This is a genomic window from Saccharothrix sp. S26 (assembly GCF_021390395.1).
GTDB lineage: Bacteria > Actinomycetota > Actinomycetes > Mycobacteriales > Pseudonocardiaceae > Actinosynnema.
The window spans coordinates 74933-101440 of the sequence record NZ_JAJUWT010000027.1; the positions used below are offsets into that span (position 1 = coordinate 74933).

18 protein-coding genes are annotated in these 26508 nt (G+C 73.0%); 8 read left to right on the forward strand and 10 right to left on the reverse strand.

Annotated features, from left to right (window positions below):
• Positions 1-264: 264 nt before the first annotated feature.
• From LZG04_RS35340 to eccCa, 3 genes are all read right to left on the reverse strand, one after another.
• Complete coding sequence (locus LZG04_RS35340; protein WP_233825428.1) at positions 265-2988, reverse strand: BTAD domain-containing putative transcriptional regulator; 2724 nt, start codon at positions 2986-2988, stop codon at positions 265-267.
• The gene (locus tag LZG04_RS35345; protein WP_233825430.1) at positions 2985-5744 is read right to left on the reverse strand and encodes an AfsR/SARP family transcriptional regulator; all 2760 of its coding nucleotides are present in this window, start codon (positions 5742-5744) and stop codon (positions 2985-2987) included. Before LZG04_RS35345 ends, LZG04_RS35340 begins: the two co-directional genes overlap by 4 nt.
• Before the next feature lie 281 nt (positions 5745-6025).
• Entirely contained in the window at positions 6026-10030 is a 4005-nt protein-coding gene (gene eccCa, locus LZG04_RS35350) for a type VII secretion protein EccCa (protein WP_233825432.1), read from the reverse strand.
• Between the two features lie 285 nt (positions 10031-10315).
• On the opposite strand from eccCa, the gene eccD reads away from it, so the two are divergent.
• Positions 10316-11710, forward strand: a complete 1395-nt coding sequence (gene eccD, locus LZG04_RS35355; RefSeq protein WP_233825435.1) for a type VII secretion integral membrane protein EccD — start codon at positions 10316-10318, stop codon at positions 11708-11710.
• A 7-nt stretch (positions 11711-11717) separates the two neighbouring features.
• Positions 11718-13142 carry a type VII secretion-associated serine protease mycosin gene (gene mycP, locus LZG04_RS35360; protein ID WP_233825437.1) on the forward strand — a complete coding sequence of 475 codons (1425 nt, stop codon included), beginning with the start codon at positions 11718-11720 and terminating at the stop codon, positions 13140-13142.
• Positions 13143-13219: 77 nt separating this feature from the next.
• On the opposite strand, the gene LZG04_RS35365 is transcribed toward mycP, so the two are convergent.
• From LZG04_RS35365 to eccB, 3 genes are all read right to left on the reverse strand, one after another.
• Positions 13220-14293, reverse strand: coding sequence for a WXG100 family type VII secretion target (locus tag LZG04_RS35365; protein ID WP_233825439.1), 1074 nt, complete (start codon positions 14291-14293; stop codon positions 13220-13222).
• Entirely contained in the window at positions 14293-14649 is a 357-nt protein-coding gene (locus LZG04_RS35370; protein WP_233825441.1) for a hypothetical protein, read from the reverse strand. Before LZG04_RS35370 ends, LZG04_RS35365 begins: the two co-directional genes overlap by 1 nt.
• A 73-nt stretch (positions 14650-14722) precedes the next feature.
• Complete coding sequence (eccB, locus tag LZG04_RS35375) at positions 14723-16363, reverse strand: type VII secretion protein EccB (protein WP_233825443.1); 1641 nt, start codon at positions 16361-16363, stop codon at positions 14723-14725.
• A gap of 129 nt (positions 16364-16492) precedes the next feature.
• Between eccB and eccE the strand changes: the two genes are divergently transcribed.
• The 4 genes from eccE (at position 16493) to LZG04_RS35395 (ending at position 21087) form a co-directional block, all read left to right on the forward strand.
• Positions 16493-17830 (forward strand): type VII secretion protein EccE, encoded by a 1338-nt coding sequence (eccE, locus tag LZG04_RS35380; protein WP_233825445.1) that lies wholly within the window; start codon positions 16493-16495, stop codon positions 17828-17830.
• A 14-nt stretch (positions 17831-17844) separates the two neighbouring features.
• The gene (locus LZG04_RS35385) at positions 17845-18549 is read left to right on the forward strand and encodes a hypothetical protein (RefSeq protein WP_233825591.1); all 705 of its coding nucleotides are present in this window, start codon (positions 17845-17847) and stop codon (positions 18547-18549) included.
• A gap of 248 nt (positions 18550-18797) precedes the next feature.
• Positions 18798-20360, forward strand: coding sequence for a S8 family peptidase (locus LZG04_RS35390; RefSeq protein WP_233825447.1), 1563 nt, complete (start codon positions 18798-18800; stop codon positions 20358-20360).
• Between the two features lie 148 nt (positions 20361-20508).
• Positions 20509-21087, forward strand: a complete 579-nt coding sequence (locus LZG04_RS35395; RefSeq protein ID WP_233825449.1) for a Uma2 family endonuclease — start codon at positions 20509-20511, stop codon at positions 21085-21087.
• Between the two features lie 4 nt (positions 21088-21091).
• Here the strand turns inward: LZG04_RS35395 and LZG04_RS35400 are convergent, their stop codons facing one another.
• Positions 21092-22159, reverse strand: a complete 1068-nt coding sequence (locus LZG04_RS35400; RefSeq protein ID WP_233825451.1) for a glycosyltransferase family 4 protein — start codon at positions 22157-22159, stop codon at positions 21092-21094.
• 49 nt (positions 22160-22208) lie between these two features.
• On the opposite strand from LZG04_RS35400, the gene LZG04_RS35405 reads away from it, so the two are divergent.
• Together LZG04_RS35405 and LZG04_RS35410 are read left to right on the forward strand one after the other, a co-directional pair.
• Positions 22209-22946 (forward strand): PIG-L deacetylase family protein, encoded by a 738-nt coding sequence (locus LZG04_RS35405; RefSeq protein ID WP_233825453.1) that lies wholly within the window; start codon positions 22209-22211, stop codon positions 22944-22946.
• A complete protein-coding gene (locus LZG04_RS35410; protein WP_233825455.1) occupies positions 22943-23881 on the forward strand; it encodes a lysylphosphatidylglycerol synthase domain-containing protein in 939 nt (312 codons plus the stop codon). Before LZG04_RS35405 ends, LZG04_RS35410 begins: the two co-directional genes overlap by 4 nt.
• On the opposite strand, the gene truA is transcribed toward LZG04_RS35410, so the two are convergent.
• Genes truA through LZG04_RS35425 form a run of 3 tightly spaced genes read right to left on the reverse strand, consistent with a single transcriptional unit; the run spans position 23847 to position 26390 of the window.
• Positions 23847-24638, reverse strand: a complete 792-nt coding sequence (truA, locus tag LZG04_RS35415; protein WP_233825457.1) for a tRNA pseudouridine(38-40) synthase TruA — start codon at positions 24636-24638, stop codon at positions 23847-23849. The genes LZG04_RS35410 and truA overlap by 35 nt on opposite strands.
• A 59-nt stretch (positions 24639-24697) precedes the next feature.
• Positions 24698-25279, reverse strand: a complete 582-nt coding sequence (gene rplQ / locus LZG04_RS35420; protein ID WP_233825459.1) for a 50S ribosomal protein L17 — start codon at positions 25277-25279, stop codon at positions 24698-24700.
• A gap of 58 nt (positions 25280-25337) precedes the next feature.
• A complete protein-coding gene (locus tag LZG04_RS35425) occupies positions 25338-26390 on the reverse strand; it encodes a DNA-directed RNA polymerase subunit alpha (RefSeq protein ID WP_233825461.1) in 1053 nt (350 codons plus the stop codon).
• Between the last annotated feature and the right edge of the window lie 118 nt (positions 26391-26508).

Genomic DNA, 26508 nt, shown 5'->3' on the forward strand with positions numbered 1-26508 from the left:
GTCCGCCGTCGCCGGAGATTCGCGCGCGTGGTGAGCAGGCCGTGAGCCGACTGTGAGGCCCTTCGCGCACAGTGGTCCCGTGCACCGCCGCGACCCCCAGTGGGCGCGGGACCGGAGGTCCGACCGAGGGGGGAGCCGGTCCCGGTGGTGGGCGGGTCGTCGGGGGGCGACACGCCCACCTGCCCTCGCCGCGGTGACGACCGGACCGCGGGGCCACCGACCCCTCCCCGTCGGGGCCCCGCGGTGGCGGTCCGGGCGACGCGCTCAGCCCAGGTCCGCGAGCCGGGCGCGGATCTCGGCCTCCTGCGGGAAACCCGCCTCCACGCACAGCTCCAACGCGTGGGTCAGGTGCACCCGGGCGGTGTCCGGTTCGCCCAGGCGCAGCAGCAGCTCGGCGTAGTTCAGGTGGGTCCGCATGGCGGACAGGCTGTTCATGTCGTCCACACCGCGCGCGAAGATCCGCTCGTAGGTCGCGGCGGCGTCGGTGGACCGACCGAGGCCGATCAGCACCTGCGCCAACGTCTCCTCCACCACGCCGAGCGCCGACCGGCCGGGCATCCGCCGGTACAGCTCCACGGCCCGCAGCCACACCTCCAGCGCCTGCTCGTGGCGGCCGGCCGCGCTCAACGTCCCGGCGTGGTTGTTCAACGCGATCGCCAACGCGGGCAGGTCGCCCGACCCGGCCCACAGCTCGACCGCCCGCTCGCCGTACTCGACGGCCTCCTCGTACCGGCCGAACGACTCGTAGGCGCCCGCCAGCTCCAGGGAGCTGGCCGCCATGCCGTGCACGTGACCGATCTCCTCCCGGATGGCCAACGCCCGGTGCAGGTGGTCCAGCGCCTCCTCCGGGCGCATGTTGCGGGTGATGCCGCCGAGCGTGTGCAGGGCCACCGCCTCGGCGAACCGGTTGCCCAGCCGGCGCGCGGACGCCAGCGCGATCTCGGTGAACTGCCGCCACTCGGTCCAGACGTAGTGGCGGTAGAGGTAGCCCCACAGCGCGGTCGGGATCTGCCACGCGTGCTCGTCGTGGCCGTGCTCGCCCGCGTGCGGGATCACCAGCCGCAGGTTCGGCATCTCGGCGTCGATCCAGGCCACCGCCGCGGCCCCGTCGGCGAACGGCAGCAGGGGCACGGTGTCCGCCACCGGGGTCAGCGGCAGCTCGGTGCGGGTCGACCGGATCGCCCGGTCCGCGCGGTCGACGTTGTGCAGGTAGAAGTCCAACAACCGGACGACCGCGCGCTCCCTCTCCCCCTCGGGTTCCTCGGCCCGCACGGAGGACTCCGCGTGCAGCCGCAGCAGGTCGTGCAGCACGAACCGGCCGGTCCGGGGCTGCTCCAGCAGGTGCGCGCGCCGCAGCTCGCCCAGCGCCGCACGGGCCTCGTCCGGGCCGATCCCGGCCAGCGCGGCCGTGCTCTCGACCGTGAAGTCGCGGCACGGCGCCACGCCGAACAGCCGGAACACCCGCTGCGCGGCCGGCGTCAACGCCCGGTACGACAGGCGGAACGTGCTGCCGACCGCGGAGGCGGGGTCGCCGGGGATCGCCAGCTCGGCGAGCGGGTCGCCGGCCCGCAACGCGGCCACGTAGTCCGCCACGCCGCCCGGCTCGCCCGCCAGCGTCGCGGCGGCCACCCGCAGCGCCAGCGGCAGCCCCGCGCACACCTCCACCAGCTCGGCCACCGCGTCGGGCTCGGCGTCCACCCGGTCCGCGCCCAGGACGCGGCGCAGCAGGTCCGTCGCCTCGGCGGGCGCGAGCCCGGCCAGCCGGACCAGCACCGCGTCGTCCAGCGCGACCAGGCCGCGCAGGTCGTTGCGGCCGGTCAGCACGGCGAAGTTGGCCGCGCCGGGCGGCAGCAGCGGGCGCACCTGCGCCACGTCGGCGACGTCGTCCAGCACGACCAGCACCCGCCGGTCGGCCAGCGTCGACCGGTACAGCGCGACCTGCTCGTCCAGCGCCGCCGGGATCCGCTCCGCGGGCACGCCCAGCGCGCCCAGCAACTGCGTCAGCGCCTGCTCCGGCGTCAGCGGCGGGAACTCCGGGTCGTAGCCGCGCAGGTTGACCAGCAGCTGCCCGTCCGGGAAGTCCGCCGCCACCCGGTGCGCCCAGTGCACCGCCAGCGCGGTCTTGCCCAACCCGCCCATGCCGGTGATCGCGACCGCGGTGGCCGCCCGCGCCTGCGCCGCCAACCGGTCCAGCGCGGCCACCTCGTCCCGCCGCCCGGTGAAGCTGCGCACGTCGGCGGGCAACTGGCGGGGCGCGCGCACCCCGCCGGGCGGCTCCGGTCCCGCGCCCAGGGCCAGCAGGTGCGCCTCGCGCAGCCGCTCGCCCGGTTCCACGCCCAGCTCCTCGGCCAGCAGCGTGCGCACCTCCTGGTAGGCCGCCAACGCCTCGGCCGTGCGGCCCGCCCGGTGCAGGGCGAGCACCAGCGCGGCCCAGAACCGCTCCCGCAACGGGTGCTCGCGGGTCAGCGAGCGCAGCTCCGGCACCAGCTCGGCGGCCCGGCCCGCGTCCAGGTCGGCCGAGATCCGCTGCTCCAGCACCGCCAGCCGCTCCTCCAGCAGCGGCGCGACCTCCAACCGGTGCAGCGCGTCCGACCGCACGTCCGACAGCGGCGCACCGCGCCACAGCGCCAGCGCCTCGGCGAACCGGCCCCGCGCGGCCAGGTCGCGGAACTCGTGCAGGTCCAGCGCGCCGGGCGCGACCTCGGCCAGGTAGCCGTGCGTCGCCGTGCGCACGACGGTCGGGTCGCCCAGGGCCTGCCGCAGCCGCGCCACCACCATGTGCAACGTCGCCCGGGTCCGCTGCGGGTTGGGCTGCTCGCCGTCCCACAGCCGCTCCACCAGCTCGTCGACCGTCACCACCTGGCCCGCCCGGAGCAGCAGCGCGGCCAGCAGCGCGCGGCTGCGCCCGGCGGGCACCACCACCGGCTCGTCGCCGCGCCACACCTCCAGCGGCCCGAGGACGGCGAAGCGGGTCACCGGACCGGTCACGGCAGACCGGCCGCTTTCGCCCGCAACGCCCCGGTGTCGCCGTGCCCCAGCTCGTCCAGGATGTCCAGCGCCGCCCGCCACGCCCCGCGCGCCGCGTCGTGCTCGCCCGCCAGCGCGTGGGTGTCGCCCAGCCGTTGCAACGTCGCCGCCTCCTCGTAGCGGTCGCCGCTCTCCCGGTACCGCGGCAGCGCCTCCCGGTAGCAGCGCACGGCCTCGTCCAGCTCGTGCAGGCGGTGGTGCACGTAGCCGAGGCTGTCCCAGGTCGCCGCCTCCGCCAGCACGTCGTTGACCTCGCGGGCCAGCACCAGCGCCCGGCGGCAGTCGGCCAACGCGCGGTGCAGGTCCTCGCCGAGCATCGCGCGGGCCCAGCCGACCGCGTTGAGCGCGCGCGCCGTGCCCGCCCGGTCGCCCAGCCGCTCGAACACCGCCAACGCCTGCTCGGCGTGGTGCAGGGCCTCGGGCAGCCGCCCCCACGCCTCGTACAGCCCGCCGAGGTGGCGGTGGATGTGCGCCTGGCTCTGCCGGTCGCCCAGCTCGCGCACCAGGTCCAGCGCGGCGGTGAGGTGGACCTCGGACTCGCCGAACCGCCGCAGCACGACCAGGATCCGGCCCAACCCGCGGTGGGTCGAGGCGAGCGCGACCCGGTCGCCCAGCCGCCGCGCCGCGGCCAGCGCGACCTCCAGGCACCTGGCCTGCTCGGTCCAGAACGACCGCAGCCGGGCGAACGCCGTGGTCGTCCACGCCAACTGCCAGGCGTGCGCGTCGAACCCGTGCGCGGCGGCGTGCCCGACCGCGGCGAACAGCGACGCGTGCTCCAGGCCGAACCACGCCAGCGCGTCGGGCCGCGACGACAGCGGCGTCACCACCACGCCCGGCGCGGGCTCGACGAGCGCCACCTCCTCCCGCTGCGAGTACAGCAGCCGGTCGGCCGTGTCCGCGGTGCGCAGGTAGTGGTCGAGCACCCGCCGCAACGCCGCCCTCGTGCCGGCCCGGTCGGGGTCGGCGTCGGCCAGGTCGCGGGCGCACGCGTGCACCAGGTCGTGCAGCGTGAAGCGGCCGGGCACCGGCTCGGCGATCAGGTGCATCCGGCTCAGCTCGCCCAGCGCCTGCCGGGCCGCGCGCACCGGCACGGCCGCCAGGCTCGCCGCCGCGGGCACCGACACCTCCGGGCCCGCGTGCACGCCCAGCAGCAGGAACATCCGGGCCGCGGCCGGGCTCAACCGCTCGTAGGACCAGGAGAACACCGTCTTGACGCTGGTCGTCGCCTCACCCGTGTCCAGCGCCTCCAGCCGGGTCCGCTCGTCGGCCAGCTCGCCCGCCAACTCCCGCAGCGCGAAGTCCGGGTGCGCCGCCGCCCGTGCCGCGACCACCGACAGCGCCAGCGGCAGCCCCGCGCAGCAGCAGACCAGGTCGCGCACCGCGTCGGGCTCGGCCTCGACCCGCCGCTCGCCCAGCTGCCGCACCAGCAGCGCGGTCGCCTCCTCGTCGGACAGCACGCCCAGCGGCAACGGCCGCGCGCCCTCGCGCACCACCAGCCCGTCGAGCTGGTTGCGGCTGGTCACCAGTGCCAGGCAGCCCGAACCGCTGGGCAGCAGCGGCCGGACCTGCTCGCTGTCGGCGGCGTTGTCCAGCACCACCAGCACCCGGCGGCCGGCCAGCAGGCTGCGGTACAGCCCCACCTGCTCGTCCAGCCCGGACGGGATCCGCTCCGGCGCCACGCCCAGCGCCCCGAGGAAGCCGCGCAACGCCTCGTCCGGGCTCACCGGCACGCCCGTCGGGTCGAACCCGCGCAGGTTCACGTAGAGCTGCCCGTCCCCGAAGCGGTGCGCGTTGCCGTTGGCCCAGCGCAGCGCCAGGGCCGTCTTGCCGACGCCCGCCGTGCCGTTGATCACCGAGATCACCACCGCGCCCGCGCCGCCCCCGGCGACCGGGTCCAGCAGCGCCGTCAACGCGGCCAGCTCCCGCTCCCGGCCGACGAAGTACCGGGTGTGCACCGGCAACTGCCTGGGCGCGAACGCGTGCTGAGGGGTGCTCGACGGGCGCACCGCGACCTCCGGCGCGGCGGTGAGGATCCGCTGGTGCAGCTCCTGCAACCGCGGTCCCGGGTCCACGCCGAGCTGCTCGGCCAGCAGCCCGCTCACCGACCGGTAGGCGGCCAGCGCCTCGGCCTGCCGGTCCGACCGCGACAGCGCCTCCATCAGCTGACCCCAGAACCGCTCCCGCAACGGGTGCTCGCGGGTCAGCGACCGCAGCTCGGGCACCACCTCCGCGGCCCGGCCCGCCGCCAGGTCCGCGTCCAGCCGCCGTTCCAGCGCGTCGAGGCGCTCCTCCAGCAGCGGCGCGACGTCCTCGCCGTGCAGCACGTCGGAGGACACGTCCGACAGCGGCGCGCCGCGCCACAGCTCCAGCGCCTCGGCGACCCGGTCACGGCCCACCAGCTCGCGGAACCGGTGCAGGTCGAGCGCCTCGGGCGGCACGTCCGCCGCGTACCCGCCGGTGGCGGTGCGCACCACGTTCACCGCGCCCAGCGACTGGCGCAGCCGGGTCACCACCATGTGCAGCGTCGCCCTGGCGCGGGCCGGGTCGGCCTGCCTGCCGTCCCACAGCCGGTCCACCAGCTGGTCCGTCGGCACCACGTCACCCGCGCGGAGCAGCAGGCTCGCCAGCAGCACGCGCGCCTTGCCGGTCGGCAGCGCCACCTGCCTGCCGCCGTGCCAGACCTCGAGGGGCCCGAGCACCTTGAACTCGGTCTCCACGCGCCACCCCCTAACGTGCGCGCCGAGCATAGGGCAGCGCACCGACAGCCCCGGGACGACGTGAGTCGAGTGTGAGCGCCGTCCGGCAGAGTCCTCCCCGTCCACCGCACCGCCCGCACGGCGGTCGGCGACACCGGGGGGTGCCGCCGTTCGGGCAGGTCGAACGGCCGCGGTGGGACGACGGCCCGCGCCCGACCCGACACCACGTCGAGTCGGGCGCGGTCCTCGGCACGCGGAAGGCCCCGCCGCGGCGGGGCCTTCCGGTCGTCGGGCGGACCCGGTCAGTCCGGGTCGATCCACGCCACCTGGATGCGCTGCTGACCCAGCTTGCGGGTGACCAGCGTGCCCCGGCCGGGAGGCTGCGGTGACGCCTTGAGGTTGCCCACGATCGCGCCCTCCTCCTTCGAGCCGGAACCCACCATGATCGGCGCGGAGATCTCCTTGAGCTTGCCCAGGATCGGGTCGTACATGGCCCGCGACGCGCCACCCATGCGCCGCACCGCCACGATGTGCAGGCCCACGTCCTTCGCCTGCGGGATGAACTCCGCCAGCGGCTGCAACGGGTTCTGCGCGCCCTGCGGCGCCACCAGGTCGTAGTCGTCCACGACCACGAACAGCTCCGGGCCCTTCCACCACGAGCGGTTCTTCAACTGCTCCTGCGTGACGTCCGGGCCGGGCAGGCGGTTGGCCATCGAGCCGCGCACGTCCTTGATCATGTCCGTGAGCTGCGCCGAGGACACCGCGTAGGACAGCAGGTGGTCGGTCTCGATGTAGCCGAGCATGGTGCGCCGGTAGTCGACCAGCATGATCAGCGCCTCGGTCGAGGTGTAGCTGGTCATGATGCCGCGCACGATCGTGCGGAGCAGGTTGGTCTTGCCGGACTCGCCGTCGGCCAGCGCCATGAAGTGCGGGTCGGCGTCGAAGTCCAGGTACACCGGCGCGAGCTCGTCCTCGTTGACGCCGATCGGCACCAGGTGGCCCCGGTTCGGCCGCTGCTGCTGCACCTGCGCCATGAACTCCGGGTAGGGCAGCAGGTCGGGCAGCAGCCGGACCTGCGGCGCACGCCGGCCGCGCCACGCGCCGCCGACCTTGGCGATCATGTCCTGCACGCCCGCGGCCACGTTCTCGGCGTCCGACGAGGCGTCGATGCGCGGCAGCGCGGTCAGGAAGTGCAGCTTCTGCGGCGACAGACCGCGACCCGGCCTGCCCGGCGGCACGTTGACCGCGACCTTGCGGTCCACCTCGGACTCGCTGACGTCACCGAGGCGCAGCTCGAACCGCGTGCCGAGCAGGTCCTTCATCGCGGGCCGGATCTCCGCCCACCGGTTCGCCGCCAGGACCACGTGCACGCCGTAGGACAGGCCCTGCGCGGCCAGCGCCTGGACCATCGGCTCCAGCACCTCGAACTCCTGCCGGAAGTTCATCCAGCCGTCCACGATCAGGAACGCGTCACCGAAGTCGTCGTCGCGGATCTCGCCGCGCCGCCTGCGGTTGCGGAACTCGACCATCGAGTCGATGCCCTGCGCGCGGAACCGCTGCTCGCGCTCGGAGATCAGGCCCGTCAGCTCGGCCACCATCCGGCGCGCCTTGTCCACGTCCAAGCGGCTGGCGAAGCCACCGACGTGCGGCAGGTTCTCCAGCGACGCCAGCGTGCCGCCACCGAGGTCGAGGCAGTAGAACTGCACTTCCTCGGGCGTGTGCGTCAACGCCATGGAGGTGATCAGGGTGCGCAGCATCATCGACTTGCCCGACTGGGGACCGCCGACGATCGCGCCGTGGCCCGCGGCGCCGGAGAAGTCCGCCCACAGCAGGTCGCGCCGCTGCTCGAACGGCTTGTCGACCACGCCCAGCGGCACTTGGAGCTTGCCGTTGGAGAAGAAGCCGGGCGCGGTCAGGCCGCGGTCCTCGGTCGCCTGCAACGGCGGCAGCAGCGTGTCCAGCGACGGCGGCTCGTTCAGCGGCGGCAGCCACACCTCGTGCGCCGGCGGGCCCTGGCCCACCAGCCGCTCGACGATGACCTCGAGCTCGGAGGGCTCGTTGGAGTCCTCTTCCTTCTTCGCCTGCACGACCGGCTCGACCGGCCGGACCGGCTCCTTGGGGATCTCGATGTAGTCCGGCACGAAGTAGCGCGGCCGCTTGTCGCTGGTCACGGGCGCGGACGGGCCCGCGACCTGCAACCCGGCGGGCCGGTACGGGCCCGACACGTACAACGCCTTGAACCGGGTCAGCGGCGAGCCCTGCACGCCCAGGTACCCCGAGCCGGGGATCGGCGGCAGCTCGTAGGCGTCCGGCACGCCGATCGCGGCGCGCGACTCGGCCGCGGAGAACGTCTTCAGACCGATCCGGTAGGACAGGAACGTGTCCAGACCGCGCAGCTTGCCCTCTTCGAGGCGCTGCGAGGCCAGCAGCATGTGCATCTGCAGCGACCGGCCGACGCGGCCGATCTGCAGGAAGATGTCGATGAAGTCCGGCTTGGCCGTCAGCATCTCGGAGAACTCGTCGATGCAGATGAACAGCGCGGGCAGCGGGTCGAGGTCGGCGCCGTTCTCACGCGCCTTCTCGTAGTCCCACACGTTCTTGTAGTTGCCCTTGGCCAGCACTTCCTGCCGCCGCGACACCTCACCCGCGATGGCGTCCTTCATGCGGTCGACCAGGGTGAGGTCGCCCGCCAGGTTGGTGATCGTCGCGGCGACGTGCGGCGCCTTGTCCAAACCGAGGAACGTCGCGCCACCCTTGAAGTCGACCAGGATCATGTTGAGCGTGGTCGAGGAGTGCGTGGCCAGCATGCCCAGCACCAGCGTGCGCAGGAACTCGGACTTGCCGGAACCGGTCGCGCCGATGCACAGGCCGTGCGGGCCCATGCCCTCCATGGCCGCTTCCTTGATGTCCAGCTCGACCTGCTGGCCGAACTCGCCGATGCCGAACGGCACCCGGTAGCGGTCGCGCACCGGCCGCGGCCGCCAGGCCGCCTGCACGTCGAAGGTCATCGGGTCGCCGGGGATGCCCAGGAACTCCAGCAGCGGTGGGTTGTTGCTCATCGACAGCGGGTCCTCGTCGCTGCCGCCCGCGTCCACGCCGCCGATCCGGTACGGCGACAGCCGCCGGGCCAGCGCCTCGGCCTCGACCACGCTGAGCCAGTCCGGCGAGCCGAACCACTCGACGCCGCTGGCGCTGCGCGCGCCGAGCTTGTCGTCCTCGATCACCAGCCGCAGGCCGCGGCGGGCGGTGAGGTTGCCCAGCGACTCGGACAGGTCGAGCAGGGTGACGCCGACCAGGCCCTCTTCCAGGATGATCTGCTCTTCGCGGGTGACGTCGCCGTCGTCGATCAGGATCACCACGTGCGGCTGGTCGGCGGGCGGCGGCGCGTTGCGGGTGAACCGCTGCCGGTCGCGCAGCTGCTCGTCCAGCATCTGCTCGACCTCGGCCAGCGAGCTCGCCATCATCCGCATCTGGCCGATGCCGTCGACGATCGTCGGGTGCTGCACGTGCGGCAGCCACTTCATCCACTCCCACTCGGCCTTGGTGCGACCGGTGGTGACGACGGCGATGAGCAGGTCGTCCGGGGAGTGGAAGGTCACCATCTGGGCCAGCAGGGCGCGGGCCAGGCCGCGCTTGCGGTCGATGTCGCCGAGCAGGCCGACGGCGGCGAAGCCGCGCAGCGCGATGGAGATCGGCAGGTCGGGCACCAGCGAGTGGGCGCGCACGAAGCGGCGCAGCGCCAGCGTCGCGATCGGCTCCAGCTCCTCGACCGGACCGGTCTGCGGCGGCACGAGCCGGGTGGCCAGCCGCTGCGAGCCGCGGCCCGCGCGCAGGTGGCAGAAGTCGGGGTCGTTCTGCCGGCGCTCCCACATGCGCCGGGTGGTGGCCAGGGACCACAGCATCTGCGGGTCGGGGTGCACCCACTCGCGCTCGGCGCGCTGCTCGTTGGCGGCTTCGCGGGCGCGGTCGCGCATCTGGCCGAGGTAGCGCAGGTAGTCCTTGCGGTCCTCGTTCATCTCGGCCTTCTTCTGGCCCTTGCCGCTGCCCATGCCGCCGGCCATCATGCCGATGGTCGAGACCAGCATCATGCCGGGCATGATCATCGCAGCGGGGCTGCGCCCGCTGTAGCTGAACATCAGCACCATCATGCCGACGGACGACACGATCATGACGACGGGCATCGCCTTCATCATGATGTTGCCGGGGATGACCCTGGGCACCTCGGGTGGCGGTTCGAGGTGGACCTCACCTCCCGGGGGGCGGGGGGCGGCGAGGCGTGCCGTGCGCTTGAACTGCAGCGTGCTCACCTAACAGGCACCTCTTCAGGTCGATCCAGAACCAACACCGGCGACCGCGCGCCAACCAGCCCGGGCCCACCACAGTCGCCACGACACTATGGCGCATCGGGTCACCGCACGACGGGGGGTCGGTGAAATCCGCGGCCAACGTGTTGCGCGGAACGGCCGTGCCACGGCCGCCGATGGCCCCATACTGGGTCCGCTCCTCGTGGGGCGGGCCGAAGCGCGTCCGACCGGACCAATAGGGTCGGGGGCGGACCACAGCACAGACTCATCAGGACTTAGGGGGCGCTGGTGGCGACCGGTACGACGGTGTTCAGCCGGGTGACGGTGGTTGCGCCGCGAACGCGTATCGACGTCGCGCTGCCCGCCGACGTCGCGGTGGCCGACCTGCTGCCGATGCTGCTGGACATGGCCAAGGAGGCCACTCCGGACGGTGGCGTGCGACACGGTGGCTGGGCGTTGGCCAAGCTGGGCGACGGCCCGCTGGACCCCAGCCGCACGCTGGCCTCCCTCGGCGTGGTCGACGGCGAGCTCCTCCAGCTCCGCAAGCGCAACGAGAACCCGCCGCCCCCGCTGTACGACGACGTGGTCGACGCGATCGCGGAGTCCGACCCGGACAGCTTCCGCCCGTGGACCAAGGACACCGCGCGGCGCTACGGCCACCTCGCGGGCGCGCTCGCCCTCATCACGGCCGCGATCGCGGTGCTGATGGCCGGTCCGCTCGTGGGCGGCGGCAACCTCGCGCCGGCCATCTGCGCGGGCGTGGTCGCCGTCGTGGCGATGGCGGCGGGCGCGGTCGTGGCCCGGTCCTACGGCGCGACCGGCACGGGCGTGCTGATCGCCGCGGCGGGCGGGCTGCCCATGGCCTACGTCGCGGGCCTGTACATCGTGCCGGGCCCGATCGGCCGGCCGAGCCTGCTGCTGGCCAGCGTGCTGGTGCTGATCTTCGCCTCGGCCGCGATCATGCTGATCGGCCGGGGCATCACGGTGTTCATCGCCGCCGCCACGGCGGGCGCGCTGAGCGCCCTGGCGTTCCTGGTCGGCATCTTCGTCGACCACCCGGTGCAGGGCATCGCGGCGGCCACCGCGGCGGTGTCGCTGGCGGCGCTGTCGGTGCTGCCCCGGTTGACCATCCAGCTGGCCAAGCTGCCGCTGCCGACCGTGCCGGGCAGCGCCGAGGACCTCAAGGAGGACACCGGGTTCCCGGAGTACTCCGTGATCGAGCGGCGCACCGCGAACGCGCACGAGTACCTCACCGGCATGATCATCGGCTGCGGCGGCACGGCCGCGCTGTTCGCCGTGATCGCGGCGGGTGACGGTTCCATCTGGGGCCCGCTGCTGGCGATCGTGGTGACGCTGGTGCTGCTGCTGCGCGGCCGGGCCTACGCCAACGGCGCGCAGGCCGTGGCACTGCTGGCCAGCGGCATGGTGGCGGGCGCGGGCGTGCTGCTGGGGTGGCTGGTGCAGTCCTCGCCCGGCGACCGGCTGCTGTACGTGTTCGGCGCGCTGGTCGTCGTCGGCGCGGCCGCGCTGGTGCTCGGCGTGATCTTCCCCAACCAGAAGTTCTCCCCGGTGCTGCGGCGCACGGTCGACGTGCTGGAGGCCATCCTGATCGCCGCGGTGCTGCCGCTGGCGCTGGCGGTGATGGACCTCTACGTGGCCATGCGCCAGCTCATCCCCGCGTGAGGCAGTGATGCGCATCCGCAAGCTCGCCGCGTTGACCGCGGTGGCGGCCACCCTGGTGACCGCGCCCGGCGCGTACGCCCAACCGTCCACGACGACCGCGAACGCCCGCCCGAACTCGCAGCCGCCGCCGGTGGACCGGTCCTTCCTGCGCGCGCCCGAGCCGCCCAAGGAAGACGTCGACTACCAGCCCAAGACCAGGTGCATCACCTCGGGCACGGGCAACCGCCCGATCCCGAACAAGCCGTGGGGCCAGATGCAGCTGCGGCTGGAGGAGGCGCACCGCTTCGCCACCGGCAAGGGCATCAAGCTCGCCATCATCGACACCGGAGTCAACACCCACCCGCGGCTGGCGGGCCGCGTCATCCCGGCCGGCGACTACGTCGAGACCGAGAAGAAGGGCAACGACGACTGCGACGGCCACGGCACCGAGGTGGCGGGCGTCGCGGCGGCGAGCCGGGACGACCAGACCGGCTTCGTCGGCGCCGCGCCGGAGGCGACCGTGCTGGCGTTCCGGCAGACCAGCAACCACTTCAAGTTCGACGACCCGGCCAAGAAGGACAACCGGGACTCGGCGGGCAAGGTGGCGACGCTGGCGAAGGCGATCGTCTCCGCCGTGGACCAGGGCGCGCGGGTCATCAACATCTCGCTGACCGCGTGCGCCGCGCCGAGCGCGCCCAGCGACCAGGAACGCGAGTTGCAGGCCGCGATCGACTGGGCGGTGAACGACAAGGACGTCGTCATCGTGACCGCCGCGGGCAACATCGACTCCAAGGGCGGCTGCCAGGGCCAGAACGACAACCAGGACCCGAACACGGTCAACGTGGTCGCGTCGCCGCCCTGGTACGCCGACAACGTGCTGTCGGTGGCGTCGATGAACGTGGAGGGCGAGGTGTCGTCGTTCTCCGTGTGGGGCCCGTGGATCAGCGTGGCCGCGCCGGGCGAGAACATCGTCACGCTCGACCCGAAGGGCCAGGGCCTGACCGACGCCAACTCCGACGAGAGCGGGCGGCTCACCGCGATCCAGGGCACGAGCTTCGCCTCGCCGTACGTGGCCGGCGTGGTCGCGCTGGTGCGCGAGCGGTTCCCGGACCTCAAGGCGCGGCAGGTGATGGACCGGATCAAGGCGACCGCCCAGCACCCGGGCAACCCGACGGGACGCGACCACAAGGTGGGCTACGGGATGATCAACCCGGTGGCCGCGCTGACCGCCGAGCTGCCGTCCGAGCGGCCGGGCGCGAAGCCCGCCACGCCGGAGCAGCTGATCACCAACCTGGGTCCGCTGAACCCGCCGAGCAGCACGCCGATGATCGTGGCGCTGTCCGGCACGGGCGCGGGCGTCGGCCTGCTCCTGCTGACGATGTTCATCGTCCACACCGTCAACCGCAACCGCGCCCGCCGCGCCCTGACCCCACCAAAGCGCTCGGTGATCTGACCCCACGCGAGAGTCCTACGTTCAGAACGCGAGAGTCCTACGTTCAGGACCCCCGAATTCAACGCTCAGAACGCCGGTCAGTCCTCGCCCAGCACCGGCGGGGCGGACTTCTTGGGCTTGCCGAACACCTGCTCGGTCGAGCCGGCCAGCTGGACCTTCGCCTTGTGGTCCTTGTCGCCGCCCTGCTGGGCGCCCGCGCCCATGCCGCCCATCATCCCCGCGCCCATCATCCCCGCACCGCCCGCCGGCGGACCGGACGGACCCGCCGCGGCAGCCGCCGCCGGGCGCGGCGCGGACTCCGCGGGACTCGGCCCGGACACACCCGTCGACCCGCCCTGCTGCAACCGCTCCGCGGGCTGACCACCGGGAATCCCGCCACCGGGCACACCACCGCCGGGCACACCACCGCCACCACCACCGGGCACACCGCCACCGCCCGGCACGCCACCACCACCCCCACCGGACGCGGCGGGCTTCGCCTCGGCCGGCGGCGCGGTGGACGGCGGCTCCGGCGCGGACGGCTGCACGGGCGCGGTGAACGCCCAGTTCCGCTCCGGGTAGCGGTGCTCCATCGTCACGTCCGCGAAGCCGTCCGAACCGGACACCCCGTCGCACAGCCGCAGGAACGCCTCCAGCACGTCCCGCACCGACTCGTGCAGCTCCTTCGCCGGGTCGTGCAGCTCGTCCAGCACCTCCACCACGCGCCGGTCGCCGTCCAACGGCAACGCCGCCGCACCGGACACCGCGTCGGCCGCTTCGGCGAACACCCGGGCCATGTCCTCCACGATCCCGCGGATGCCCTCGGCGGTCTGGTCCAGCGCCTCGCCCATCGCGTGCATCGCGTCGGACATGTCGTGCCCGGCCAGCCCGACCGTCCGCATGTGCTCGACGAACGAGTCCGCGTCCTTGCCCTGCCACGCCGAGTCGAGCTTGCCCAGCGGCTTGGTCAGGTCACGCGTCACGTGCTCGGCGACGAGCCCGGCCTTGCGCCAGCGCTGCGCCTCCTCGTGCAGGTCGTTCCAGTCGCCCAGGACGGGCGCGAAGTAGTCGGCCACGAGGTCGCGCACGCCGAGCCGCCTGCTGATCCCGGACAGGTAGTCCAGCTCCGGCCCCACCTCGGCGGCGAGCTGCCTGCCGTCCTTGCCGCGCATCAGCCCAACCCCGCCCGCCGGTCGACCGCCTTGATCAACGCCACCGCGTCTTCGTCCTGGGCGCCGTAGTGGTCGGCCACCTCGTGCAGGCCCTTGGCCGCGGACGTCAGCACCTCGCACGCCCGGTCGAGCTGCTGGTGCAGCAGCCCGGCGGCCCGGCCGTACGCCTCGGCGTTGCGCAGCGTGCGCCCCAGCTCGCCGAAGCTCTGGGGCCGCACCGGCGCTTCCCGCAGCTCCGACCGCGCGCGGGTCAGCTCCTCGGCCGCCTCCTCGACGCGCCGCGCGTACAGCTCGAGCCAGCGCGGGTCCACCGAAACCCGCCTGCCGCCCGCGGGCGGGCGTGTGACCTCGTTCACCCGGACACCTCCTGCACCCTCTGACGCGGAACCGACCCGCCTCGGTTCCGCCGAAGGGCCCGGCGAACCCGGCTCAGCCGCCCTGCTTCTTGGCCTTCTCCTCGGGCAGCACGCCGTTGTTCTTCGGCACCGGGATCGAGTCCCAGCTGCGGGAGGCGTCGTTGCGGTTGAGCTGCGGCCCGTTGGGCAGCAGCCGCAGGATCGACTCCGGTCCGGGCGCGAACCCGTCCGCGCCGAGCCCGAGCGCCGCGCTGGTGGTCACGTCCGGGATGCCGTACTTCACGCCGCGGCCGGTGACCAGGTGGATGGGGCCGCTGTCGAAGTCCTGGGTGGACGTCGCGCTGCGCACCACGGCCGACTTGCCCGGCGCCATCACGAACTGGCTGACGACCTCGCCGGTCGCGCCGACCTGGTTGATCTCCACCGGCACCACGTTCGACGGGATCGGCAGCGACGGCGCGATGGTCACCTTGGTGTGCTGCGACTTGTTGTCCGACGTCACGTTCTGCGCCTGCCAGCCCAGGCAGATGACCCGGTTGTTCTGGTTCGGCTCCAGCACCTCGGGCACGTCCGGCGGGTAGTCGGCGAAGTCGAGCTGGTCCACCGTCGGCGCGTCGTTCGTGCGCGCGATGTCGACGAGCTTCGGCTCGGCGCCCTGCGCGTAGGCCGCGCGCAGCAGGTCGGCCGCGGCCCGGCTGATCTTCTGCAGGCCGTCCTTGAGCACCACGTGGAACTCGGAGTCCGCGCCGGCGCGGCGGACCTCGATCACCGCGCCGATCTTGAGGTTCTCGCCCTGGACGTAGTTGACGTTCTGGCCGCGGCCGGGGATCTCGGGCGCCACCAGCGGCTTGGCCTCGGGGATCGCGTTGAGCAGGCCCGAGCTGATCGCGCGCGGCTTCTTCTGGCTGAGGTTCAGCGCGGTGCGCACCTCGGCGTTGGTCAGGTCGACCTTGGCGCGCACGGTGGACGTCGAGGTGATCTTCGAGTTCACCGGCGCCTTGTAGATCAGGTACGCCTGCTTGTCGTCGGTGCCCGCGCGCACCAGCAGGGCGCGGTTGCCGTCGAGCAGCTCGCCGCCGCCGCTGAAGCCCGCCAGGACGGTGGTGGTGAACTTGCCCGGCGCGGCCGGGTCGTTGAGCGTGTCGTCCAACGTCAGCGTGTCGCACACCGACCAGTCCGAGCCGATCCGGTCGGCGGGCTGGGGCAGCACGTCCGGCCCGTCGGGGATGCCGGTCAGCCGGCCCTTGGGCAGCTTCGCCAACGCCTTCTCGCTGACCAGCTTCGGGTCGCCGCCCGCGACCTGCGGCCCCGCGTTCACCTGGCCCGCCGCCGCGTCACCGCCCGCGACCGACGCCTGGCCCTTGTCCGGGTTGGACCGCTGGAGCAGCAGCAGCCGGGCCGACGCGAGGTTGGTCATCGGGATCAACGTCTTCGTCGCGCCCACCACGTGCACGACGTAGACCTGCCCGGTCTCCTTGGAGATGGCGATCTGGGTCTGGTCGTCGACCTGGGGGTCCGGTGAGAAGAAGCCGAAGATGAGGAACCCGAGCAGCCCGATCACGCCCAGCAGGACGCCCACCGCGGTGGCACGCGAGTGCGTGCGCATCGGGTCGTGCAGCATCACCGCGTCTCTGCGCACCAAGGCGGACTGCATCCTGCGCAGCACGAAGCGGTAGGCCTGGACCTGTGACTTGGTGGTGGGTGTTGATGCCATTCTCGGCTCGCTGCTCTCCCAGTCGCGGTACGGTCTGCACGATAGCCGGACGGCGGGTGGTCCGTGTGCGGGTTGGTCAGACCCGGTCGGTCCGCCCGGCGCACGCCGACGGAAAGAGAACCAGAGCGGATGTCCGTGACCACCCCACATCCGGGCCAGCCCAACCCCGCCATGGCGCGCGCGCAGGCGGCAGGTGGCGCCGTGCGCGCCGCGCTGCTCCGGGCGCGGCGTCGCACCGCAGGCGCGAGCCTGGGCGCGCTGCCGGTCGCCAACCTGGTTGTCCTCGAGGTCGGCGTCGCCATCGCCCTGGTCCTGCTCGCGGTCGGCGCCACCGGTGACAAGGTCGCGCCCGTGCCCATGTACGTCGCGGGCGGCATCGTGCTGATCGCGTTGATCCTCGCCTTCACCCGGTCCCGCGGTCGCTGGCTGACCCAGTGGATCGGCCTGGTGGTGCGCTACAGCTTCCGCTCGCACAGCCGCACGGCCAAGCGCACCGGCCCGGTGGAGATGAGGCCGCCGTCGGAGGAGGAGTCCTCGGTCATCGGCCCGGACGACCCGCGGGTGGCGTTGCTGCGCCTGGCCGTGCCGGACCTGGTGGTGGCACGGGGCGTCGACCACGAGCGCCGCCCGCTGGGCATGGCCTGGCACCAGGGCGCGTGGACGGCCGTGCTGCTGGTCGACCCCGCGCCGGGGCTGATCACCGCGGTGGGCAGCGCGCCGTCGCTGCCGCTGGGCGCGCTCGCGCCGACGCTGGAGGACCGCGGCGTGGTGCTCGACGCGATCTCGGTGATCTGGCACTGCTACCCGGGCAGCGCGGCGCTGCCCGCGAACTCGCCCGCGCTCAACTCCTACCTGGAGGTGCTCGGCCCGCTGCCCGCGGCCGCGCGGCGGACCACGTGGATCGCGGTGCGGCTGGACCCGCGGCGGTGCGCGGCGGCGATCCGGGAACGCGGCGGCGGCGTGGTCGGCGCGCACCGGGCGTTGATCGGCGCGCTGTCGCGCGTGCGCAACGCGTTGGAGTCGACGGGTGTGTCGATCCGGCCGCTCGACCCCGACGAGCTGATCCGGGCGGGCATCTCGGCGGCCGAGCTGACCTCGGTGGCCGGGTCGAACAACTCGGTGTCGTTGCGGGAGAAGTGGTCCGGTGTGACGGCGGGCGGCGTCGGGCACGCCAGCTACGCGATCACCGGCTGGCCGTCCAAGGGCATGCGCAACAACCTCAACGCGTTGACCGGCGTGCGGGCGCTGTCCTCGACGCTGTCGATGACGATCTCGCCGAGCAGCGAGCAGGGCCAGGTGGGCCTGCGCGGCATGGTGCGGGTGAGCGCCCGGACGCCGTCCGAGCTCGACCGCGCCGACGACCGGCTCAAGGCGCTGGCCGACAAGCTCGACATCACGCTGACCCCGTTGAACGGCTTGCAGGTCGCCGGGCTGGCCGCGACGCTGCCGCTGGGAGGTGTGGCGTGAGCAACTCCCGGTTGATGGACTCGCACGGCCGGGGCGTGGCGCCGGAGTTCCTGGTGTCGCCGCAGATGCTGGACGTGGTGAGCCCGTCGGGCGACCGCGGCGGCATGGTGCTCGGCTCCGGCTTGCAGGGCGAGCCGCTGACGATCTCCGTGCTGCGGTCCGCGCCGACCCGCATGGTCGTGGTCGGCGGGCTGTACCTGGCCAGGCAGATCGCGTTGCGGGCGATGGCGACCGGCGCGTGGATCACCATCGCGACGGGCCGCCCGGCGGCCTGGCAGCCGGTGGTGCGCGCGGCGGGCGCGGGCCCGGACGGCAGGCCGTCGCCGCTGGTGCAGTTGCGCCGGCTCAGCCCGGTGGAGCTGCCGCGCCCCTCGGAGGACACCCCGCTGCTGGTCGTGCACGACGGCGGGCACGTGCCGCAGGAACTGTTCCCGCCGCGGTCGCCGTGGCAGACCACGATGTACGTCTTGCCCTATTTGCACCCCCAGGCGGCCACCACCGCGAATTCCGCGGACCTCGTGCTGCTCCAACGGCTGCCGGTCGGGCAGGCGCAGTTGGCGAGCCAGATCTGGCGGCTCCCACCGCAGATGGCGCACCAGCTCACCACGCTCAAGGACGACCAGGTGATCGCGCTCGGCACGAACCTGTGGCGGCCGTTGCGACTGGTCACCACCCCCGGTGAGCAGCAGATCCTGGGTGCGGTCCGCCGCGGCGACTGATCACCCGCACGACGTCGACGTGCCCTCGGACCATTGTCCGGGGGCACGTTTTTCGATCTCGGTCCAGTCGCTCTCCGCACCTTTTCGTTCACAGCACGAATAAAACTGTGGAGGAGTCGTTCGTCGGTTGTTGCCACCAAATTCTTGCGCCTCACCCGCAGGGCGAACTAGGAACTACTCACCGTGTCCGGTCGGTTTCGGGGGCGACACCGACCGGGCGCACACCCTGCGAAGAGGAGACCCCTGCCATGGGAGACGTTCGCACGTCCTGGACGAGACGGCTGGCCGGTGTCGGGCTGGCCACCGGCACGGCGTTCGCGGTCACGGCCGCGTTGACCACCTTCACCTCCACCGCCGCCGAGGGCGACATCCGCGGGCTGGGCGCGCCCAACGCGGTCAAGGACAGCTACATCGTCGTGCTCAAGGACGCGAGCACGAGCAGCGTCAGCGCGTTGAGCGGCAAGTACCAGGCGAACGTCAAGCACACGTACACCAGCGCGCTGCGCGGCTTCTCGGCCACGATGACCGAGGCGCAGGCCCGCAAGCTGGCCGCCGACCCGTCGGTGTCGTACGTGCAGCAGGACGGGGAGGTGAAGATCTCCGGCACGCAGGCGCCGACCCCGTCGTGGGGCCTGGACCGCATCGACCAGGGCGCGCTGCCGCTGGACAACTCCTACACCTACCCGAACGAGGGTGAGGGCGTCACCGCCTACATCATCGACACGGGCATCCGGTTCTCGCACAGCGACTTCGGCGGCCGCGCGGTCAGCGGTCGCGACACGGTCGACAACGACAACGACGCCACCGACTGCAACGGCCACGGCACGCACGTCGCCGGCACGGTCGCCGGTTCGACCTACGGCGTGGCGAAGAAGGCCAAGCTCGTCGGCGTGCGCGTGCTGAACTGCGCGGGCTCCGGCACGTACGCGGGCGTCATCGCGGGCATCGACTGGGTGACGGCCAACGCGGCCAAGCCGGCGGTGGCCAACATGTCGCTCGGCGGCGGCGCGGACGCCACGGTCGACCAGGCCGTGCGCAACTCCATCGCGTCGGGCGTGACCTACGGCCTCGCGGCGGGCAACGACAGCGGCGCCAACGCCTGCAACACGTCCCCGGCGCGCACGGCGGAGGCGATCACGGTCGGCTCCACCACCAACACCGACGCCCGGTCGTCGTTCTCCAACATCGGCACCTGCCTGGACATCTTCGCGCCGGGCTCCAGCATCACCTCGGCCTGGTACACCAACGACACCGCCACCAACACGATCAGCGGCACCTCGATGGCGACGCCGCACGTGGTCGGCGCGGCGGCCGTCTACCTGGCCGCGAACCCCACCGCCACGCCGCAGCAGGTGCGTGACGCCCTGGTCAACGGCGCGACGAACGGCGTGGTCGGCAACGCGGGCACCGGTTCGCCGAACAAGCTGCTGCGCGTGATCGGCTCGTCCACCCCGCAGCCCGGCAACTGCGCGGCCAAGACCAACGCGACCGACGTGGCCGTGCCGGACCTGGGCACCGCCACCAGCCCGATCTCGGTGACCGACTGCACCGGCAAGGCCGGCACCGCGGCCACCGTCGAGGTGCACGTCAAGCACACCTACCGGGGTGACCTGGCGATCGACCTGATCACGCCGAGCGGCGCGGTCAAGCAGCTGAAGGTGACGTCCGGCTCGGACAGCGCGGACAACGTCGACGCCACGTACACGCTGAACCTGTCGGCGGAGAACGCCAACGGCACCTGGCAGCTGCGCGTGCGTGACGCGTACAGCCAGGACACGGGCTACATCGACAGCTGGACCCTCGACCTGTAAAGCGGGTCATCCGATCCAGTCGCACGACAGCGGCCCCTCACCACTTCCGCCGGTGAGGGGCCGCTCCGCGTTTCACCTGATCAGGCACTGCTTCGCCCCGGTGGGACTGTGGCACGGTCATAATCAAGTCGATCCCGGAGGTGGAGTCGTGTCCGCAGCTCTGCAGCACCCGATCGGCCCGCACACGGTCGAAGACTGGCTGGCCCTGCCTCCCTCGGAGGACGGGTCGCGCACCGAGCTGATCCAGGGACATCTCCACGTGTCACCCGCACCCTCCTACTGGCACCAACTGGTCGCGTTCGAGCTGGGAGTGCAGATCCGCAACGCGATCCGCGCCACCGGGAGCCCCGACCTGCGCGCCGTCCCGGCGGTGAACGTGAAGATCTCCTCGACCTTGCGCACGGGGTTGATACCCGATGTCGCGATCGTCGACAGACCGACGGGCGTGGTCTTCCCTGCCGAGGCGCTGATGCTGGCGGTGGAGGTCTGGTCACCGGGCAACTCGCGCGCCGAGCGGGAGGCGAAGATGACCGGGTACGCCGCCGCCGGTGTGCCGTTCGTGTGGACGGTCGACCAGAAGACCGACCTGCACGAGGTCAAGCTGACCGCACACCGACTCGACGGCGACCGCTACGTGGTGGCGCAGACGGTGCGGGTTCCGGGGCCGGTGACCATCACGGCCGCCCCGCTCCCGATCACCGTGGACCTGGGCGACCTCGGCCTCTGACCTCTCACACCCGCGCCGCGCACGAGCGCAACGCCTCCAGCACCCGCGGCCAGGTGCAGGCGGTCGGTTCGGTGGTCCGGTTGTGCGCCGCGATCCGCAGGCGTTCCTCCCGGTCGTTCGCCAGGCGCGTGATCCCGGCCGCCAGGTCGTGCGTCAGCAGCCCTTCCACGCCGTCGCGCACGAAGTCCGCCACGCCCGTACCGGGCCGCGCGATCACCGGCACCCCGGCCGTGCGCGCCTCCAACGCCGCCAGCCCGAACGCCTCCTGCGCCGCCGGGTTCACGAACACGTCCGCCCCGGCCAGCAGGCGCGCCACCCCGTGGCGGTCCAGTCGTCCCGGCAGGTGCACCCACCCCAGGCCGTGCCGCTCGACGTACCGCCGCAGGACACCCATCTCCGGGCCCGCGCCGGCCAGCGTCGCCCGCAGCGGCACGTCCGCCGACACCGCCCGCAACGCCCGCAGCAACGACATCGGCTCCTTGCGCACCGCGAGCCGGCCCACCGACACCACGTGCACCGCGTCGTCCGGCCGCTGCGTCGGGATGCCGCGCCACGCCGACGGCACGATCCCGTTCGGCACCACGCCCACCGGCAGCCCCGGTGCCACCGCGCGCACCCGGTCCGCCGCCGCACGGCTCACCGCGGCCACCGCCACCCCCGCCGTGCTCCACGCCGCCAGCCGGTCCAGCACCCGGTAGCACCGCTGCACCACCGGGTCCCACATGCTGTGCACCACGACCACCGCGGGCAGGCCCAGCCGCAACGCCGACCGCACCCCCGACCAGGCGAACGGCGAGATCGCGCCGACGTGCACGTACACCACCGACGGCCACAGCGAGGCGAGCACCCGGTCGAGGTGCGTGCCGGCCCGCGGGTGCACGGGCAGGTCCCACGGCAGCTTCACCGCGATCCCGTGCACCGCGTACCCCTCGCCCGGGTCCGCGTTCCTGGTCGCGGTCACCACGTGCACGTCCTCACCGGAGCACGCCTGCTCCCGGGCCAGGCCGGCGACCTGCACCTCGATCCCGCCCAGGCGCGGCAGGAAGCAGTCGGTGACGTGGACGATGGTCAAGTGCACTCCCGTCAAGCCGCCGAACGGACCAACTGACACTCTTGCACCCGTGAGCCGAACGTGCGTCTTCTTCCACGCCCACCCCGACGACGAAGCCCTGTTGACCGGCGGCACGATGGCGCGCCTGGCGCGGGAGGGCCACCGGGTCGTGCTCGTCGTCGCGACCGCCGGCGAACAGGGGCTCAGCTCGCGCCGGACCGACCTCGGGGCCGTCCGCACGCGGGAGGCGCACGCGTCGGCCCGCCTGCTGGGCTGCGCCCGGGTGGAGTTCCTCGGCTACCCCGACTCGGGCTTGGACGGGCGGCACGGCTTCGCCCGCGCCGACGTGGGCGAAGCCGCCGAACGGCTGGCCGAGCTGCTGCACGAGGAACGCGCCGACCTGCTCACCACCTACGACCCGCACGGTGGTTACGGTCACCCCGACCACGTGCAGGTGCACCGGGTGGGCACGCTGGCCGCCGAGCTCGCCGGCACACCGCGCGTGTGGGAGGCGACGGTCGACCGCACGTGGCTGCTGCGCGGCTTGCGGCTGGCCCGCCTCGTCCGCGAGTTCGACCTGGCCCCGTTCGAGCGCGCCTACACGGCCCGCGCCGAGATCACCCACTCGGTGGACGTCCGGCGGTACGCGCGGGCGAAGCGGCAGGCCATGGCGGCGCACGCGACCCAGACCACCGGCGGCACGTCGACCCGCACGCTCGCCGCGCTGCTCAAGCTGCCGCCGCCGCTGTTCCGGTTCATCCTGGGCACGGAGTGGTACGTGGAGCGCAAACGATTGCGAGCACGATGAGGCCGTGGCTGCGCGTCACCGCGTCGCTGGCGTCACTGGGCCTGGCGGCGTGGCTGGTGCTCGCCCTGGTGCCGGCCGTGGGCGGCGTGGCGTGGGCGGCGGTGGGCGCACAACTGCGCGCCATCGGACCGGGCACGGCGCTGTGGCTGACCGCGCTGTGGCTGACCGGGCTGTGGGCCTACACCTACGTGCTCACCGGCTCGCTGCCCGGCCTGCGCAACACCCAGGCGTTCACCCTGAACGCGGCGGGCAGCGCGATCAGCAACGTGCTGCCGCTCGGCGGCGCGGCCGGGGTGGCGGTGACCGCGGTGATGGCGTCGAGCTGGGGTCACTCGGCGCGGGCGATCACCACGTCCGCCCTGGTCAGCGGCCTGTGGAACGCCGTGTCCCGGGCAGCGCTGCCGCTGCTCGCACTGGCCGTGCAAGGTGCGGTCGTCGTGGGCGACGGCGTGCTGGTCGCGGCGGGCGCGTCGGCGGCGGTGCTGCTGCTGACCGTGGCCGCGCTGCTGCGCCTGCGGTGGCTGTGCCGGGCCCTCGGCGGCCGGGCCGCGCGGTTCCTGCTGCGGCTGCGCCGGCAGACCGGCCGGGTCGTGCGGGACGGCTGGCGGCGGATGACCGCGGGGATGCTCGCCTACCTGCTGCTCCAAGGCGTGCTGCTGTGGTGCTGCCTGGCCGCGGCGGGCGTGCACCTGGCGCTCGGGCCGGCGGTGGCGGCGTTCGCGGTGAGCAGGCTGCTCACGCTCGCGGTGGTCACGCCCGGCGGCGTCGGCGTCACCGAGAACGGCACGATCGCGCTGCTGGTCGGCCTGGGCACGCCCGCCGCGCCGGCCGTGGCGGGCGTGCTCCTGTTCGCCTGCTTCACCTACCTGGCGGAGATCCCGCTGGGCGGCGCGGCCTGGCTCAGCTGGTCGGCGCGGCGCGCACGTTCCGCGTGACGGCGGCCCGCGCGGCCAGCTCGTCGTCGGCCGGGTAGTCGACCCGGACCAGCGACAACCCGTGCGGCGGCGCGACGGTGACCTCGCTGGACCGCGCGGTCAGCGACAGCAGCGACGCGGGCCAGCCCACCGGCTTGCGCCCCTCGCCCACGGCCAGCAGCGCGCCGACCAGGCTGCGCACCATCGAGTGGCAGAACGCGTCGGCGGACACGTGCGCGGTCAGCACGTCCCCGTCGCGCACCCACTCCAGGCGTTGCAGCTCGCGGATCGTGGTCGCGCCCTCGCGCCGCTTGCAGAACGCGCAGAAGTCCCGTTCGCCCAACAACAGCCGCGAGGCCGCGTTCAACGCGTCCAGGTCCAGCGGGCGCGGCCAGGCCAGCGTGTCCAGCCGCCGCAGCGGGTGCGCCCCGAACGCGGCGTCGGTGACCCGGTACTCGTAGTGGCGGCGCAACGCGGCGAACCGCGCGTCGAACTCGGCGGGCACCACCCGCGCCGAGAACACCCGCACGTCGGCCGGCAGCGCGCGGGCCAGCCGCCTGGGCAGCCCGGCCACGTCGACCGCGGCCGGCAGGTCGACGTGCGCCACCTGCCCGGACGCGTGCACGCCCGCGTCCGTGCGACCCGCCACGGTGAGCTGCACGTCCTCGCGCAGCACCGTCGACAGGGTGTCCTCCAGGACGCCGCACACCGTGCGGCGGTCGGGCTGCCGCGCCCACCCGGAGAACTCCGTGCCGTCGTAGGCCAGGTCCAGTCGCACACGAACGAGCCCGTCGTCCCCAGCGGGAACGACGGGCTCGTCGGTGAAGATCGCGTCCGTCAGGACTCGTCCTTCTTGTCCTCGGCCTTCGGGGCCTCGGCGGAGGCGTCGTCGGCGCCCTCGGCGGGCTCCTCCGACGCGTCCTTCGTGGCGGACTCGGGCGCCTCGGCGTCCTGGTCCTGCACGTCCTCGGACTTGGTCTCCTCGGCCTCGACCGCCTTGGGGGCGGCCTGGTCCTTGGCGAACTTCGTCTTGCGGGCGCGCTCCGCCTCGGAGGTGACGGTGGACTCCGCGACCAGCTCGATCACGGCCATGGGGGCGTTGTCGCCCTTGCGCGGCAGCGTCTTGGTGATGCGGGTGTAGCCACCGGGGCGGTCGGCGAACTGCGGGCCGATCTCGGCGAACAGCTTGTGCACGATGTCCTTGTCGCGGATCACCTTGAGGATCTCGCGACGGTTGTGCAGGTCACCGACCTTCGCCTTGCTGATCAGCTTCTCGGCGTACGGGCGCAGCCGCTTCGCCTTGGCCTCGGTGGTCGTGATCCGACCGTGGGTGAACAGGGACGTGGCCAGGTTGGCCAGCATCAGCCGCTCGTGGGCCGGCGAGCCCCCGAGACGGGGTCCCTTGGTGGGGGTGGGCATCGAATTGCTCCTCGGATTTCTTTCTGATCCTCTGCTCCGGCCCGGCCGCTAAGCGACCTCAGAGCTGCTCGGTCTCCGCGTAGTCCTGGCCGTCGTCGTGGGAGTCCACGACGGTGTCCGTGCCCCAGCCTTCGGCCGGGTAGTCGGACGCGGCGGCCGACGGGTCGAACCCAGGAGGGCTGTCCTTCAGCGCGAGGCCGAGGCCGACGAGCTTCATCTTGACCTCGTCGATCGACTTGGCGCCGAAGTTGCGGATGTCCAGCAGGTCCGCCTCGCTGCGCGAGACCAGCTCGCCCACGGTGTGGATGCCCTCGCGCTTGAGGCAGTTGTAGGACCGGACGGTGAGGTCCAGGTCCTCGATCGGCATCGCGAACGCCGCGATGGTGTCCGCCTCGGCGGGCGAGGGGCCGATCTCGATGCCCTCGGCGTCGACGTTCAGCTCGCGAGCGAGGCCGAACAGCTCGACCAGCGTCTTGCCCGCGGACGCGACGGCGTCGCGGGGCGTGATGGACGGCTTGGTCTCGACGTCGAGGATCAGCTTGTCGAAGTCGGTCCGCTGCTCGACACGGGTGGCCTCGACCTTGTAGGTCACCTTCATGACGGGCGAGTAGATCGAGTCGACCGGAATGCGGCCGATCTCGGCGCCGGCCTGCTTGTTCTGCACGGCGGGGACGTAGCCGCGACCGCGCTCGACCACGAGCTCGATCTCCAGCTTGCCCTTGCCGTTCAGGGTGGCGATGTGCAGGTCGGGGTTGTGCACGGTGACACCGGCCGGGGGCACGATGTCGCCGGCGGTCACCGCACCCGGCCCCTGCTTGCGCAGGTACATGGTCACCGGCTCGTCCTCCTCGGAGCTGACGACCAGCTCCTTGAGGTTGAGGATGATGTCGGTGACGTCTTCCTTCACACCGGGGACGGTCGTGAACTCGTGCAGCACGCCGTCGATGCGGATGCTGGTCACGGCCGCGCCGGGGATGGACGACAGCAGGGTGCGGCGAATCGAGTTGCCGAGGGTGTAGCCGAAGCCCGGCTCCAGCGGCTCGATGACGAACCGGGAACGGGTCTCGTTGACCGCTTCCTCGCTGAGCGAGGGGCGCTGGGAAATCAGCACTGGGTTCTTCCTCTCTGACCCCGACGCCCGCTATTTGACGTCGTGGGAACCGGTCGCGGAGACCGGCAAACGCATGCGGCACACCATTCCGTGCCGCCGCGGGACCCGACTGGTGGGA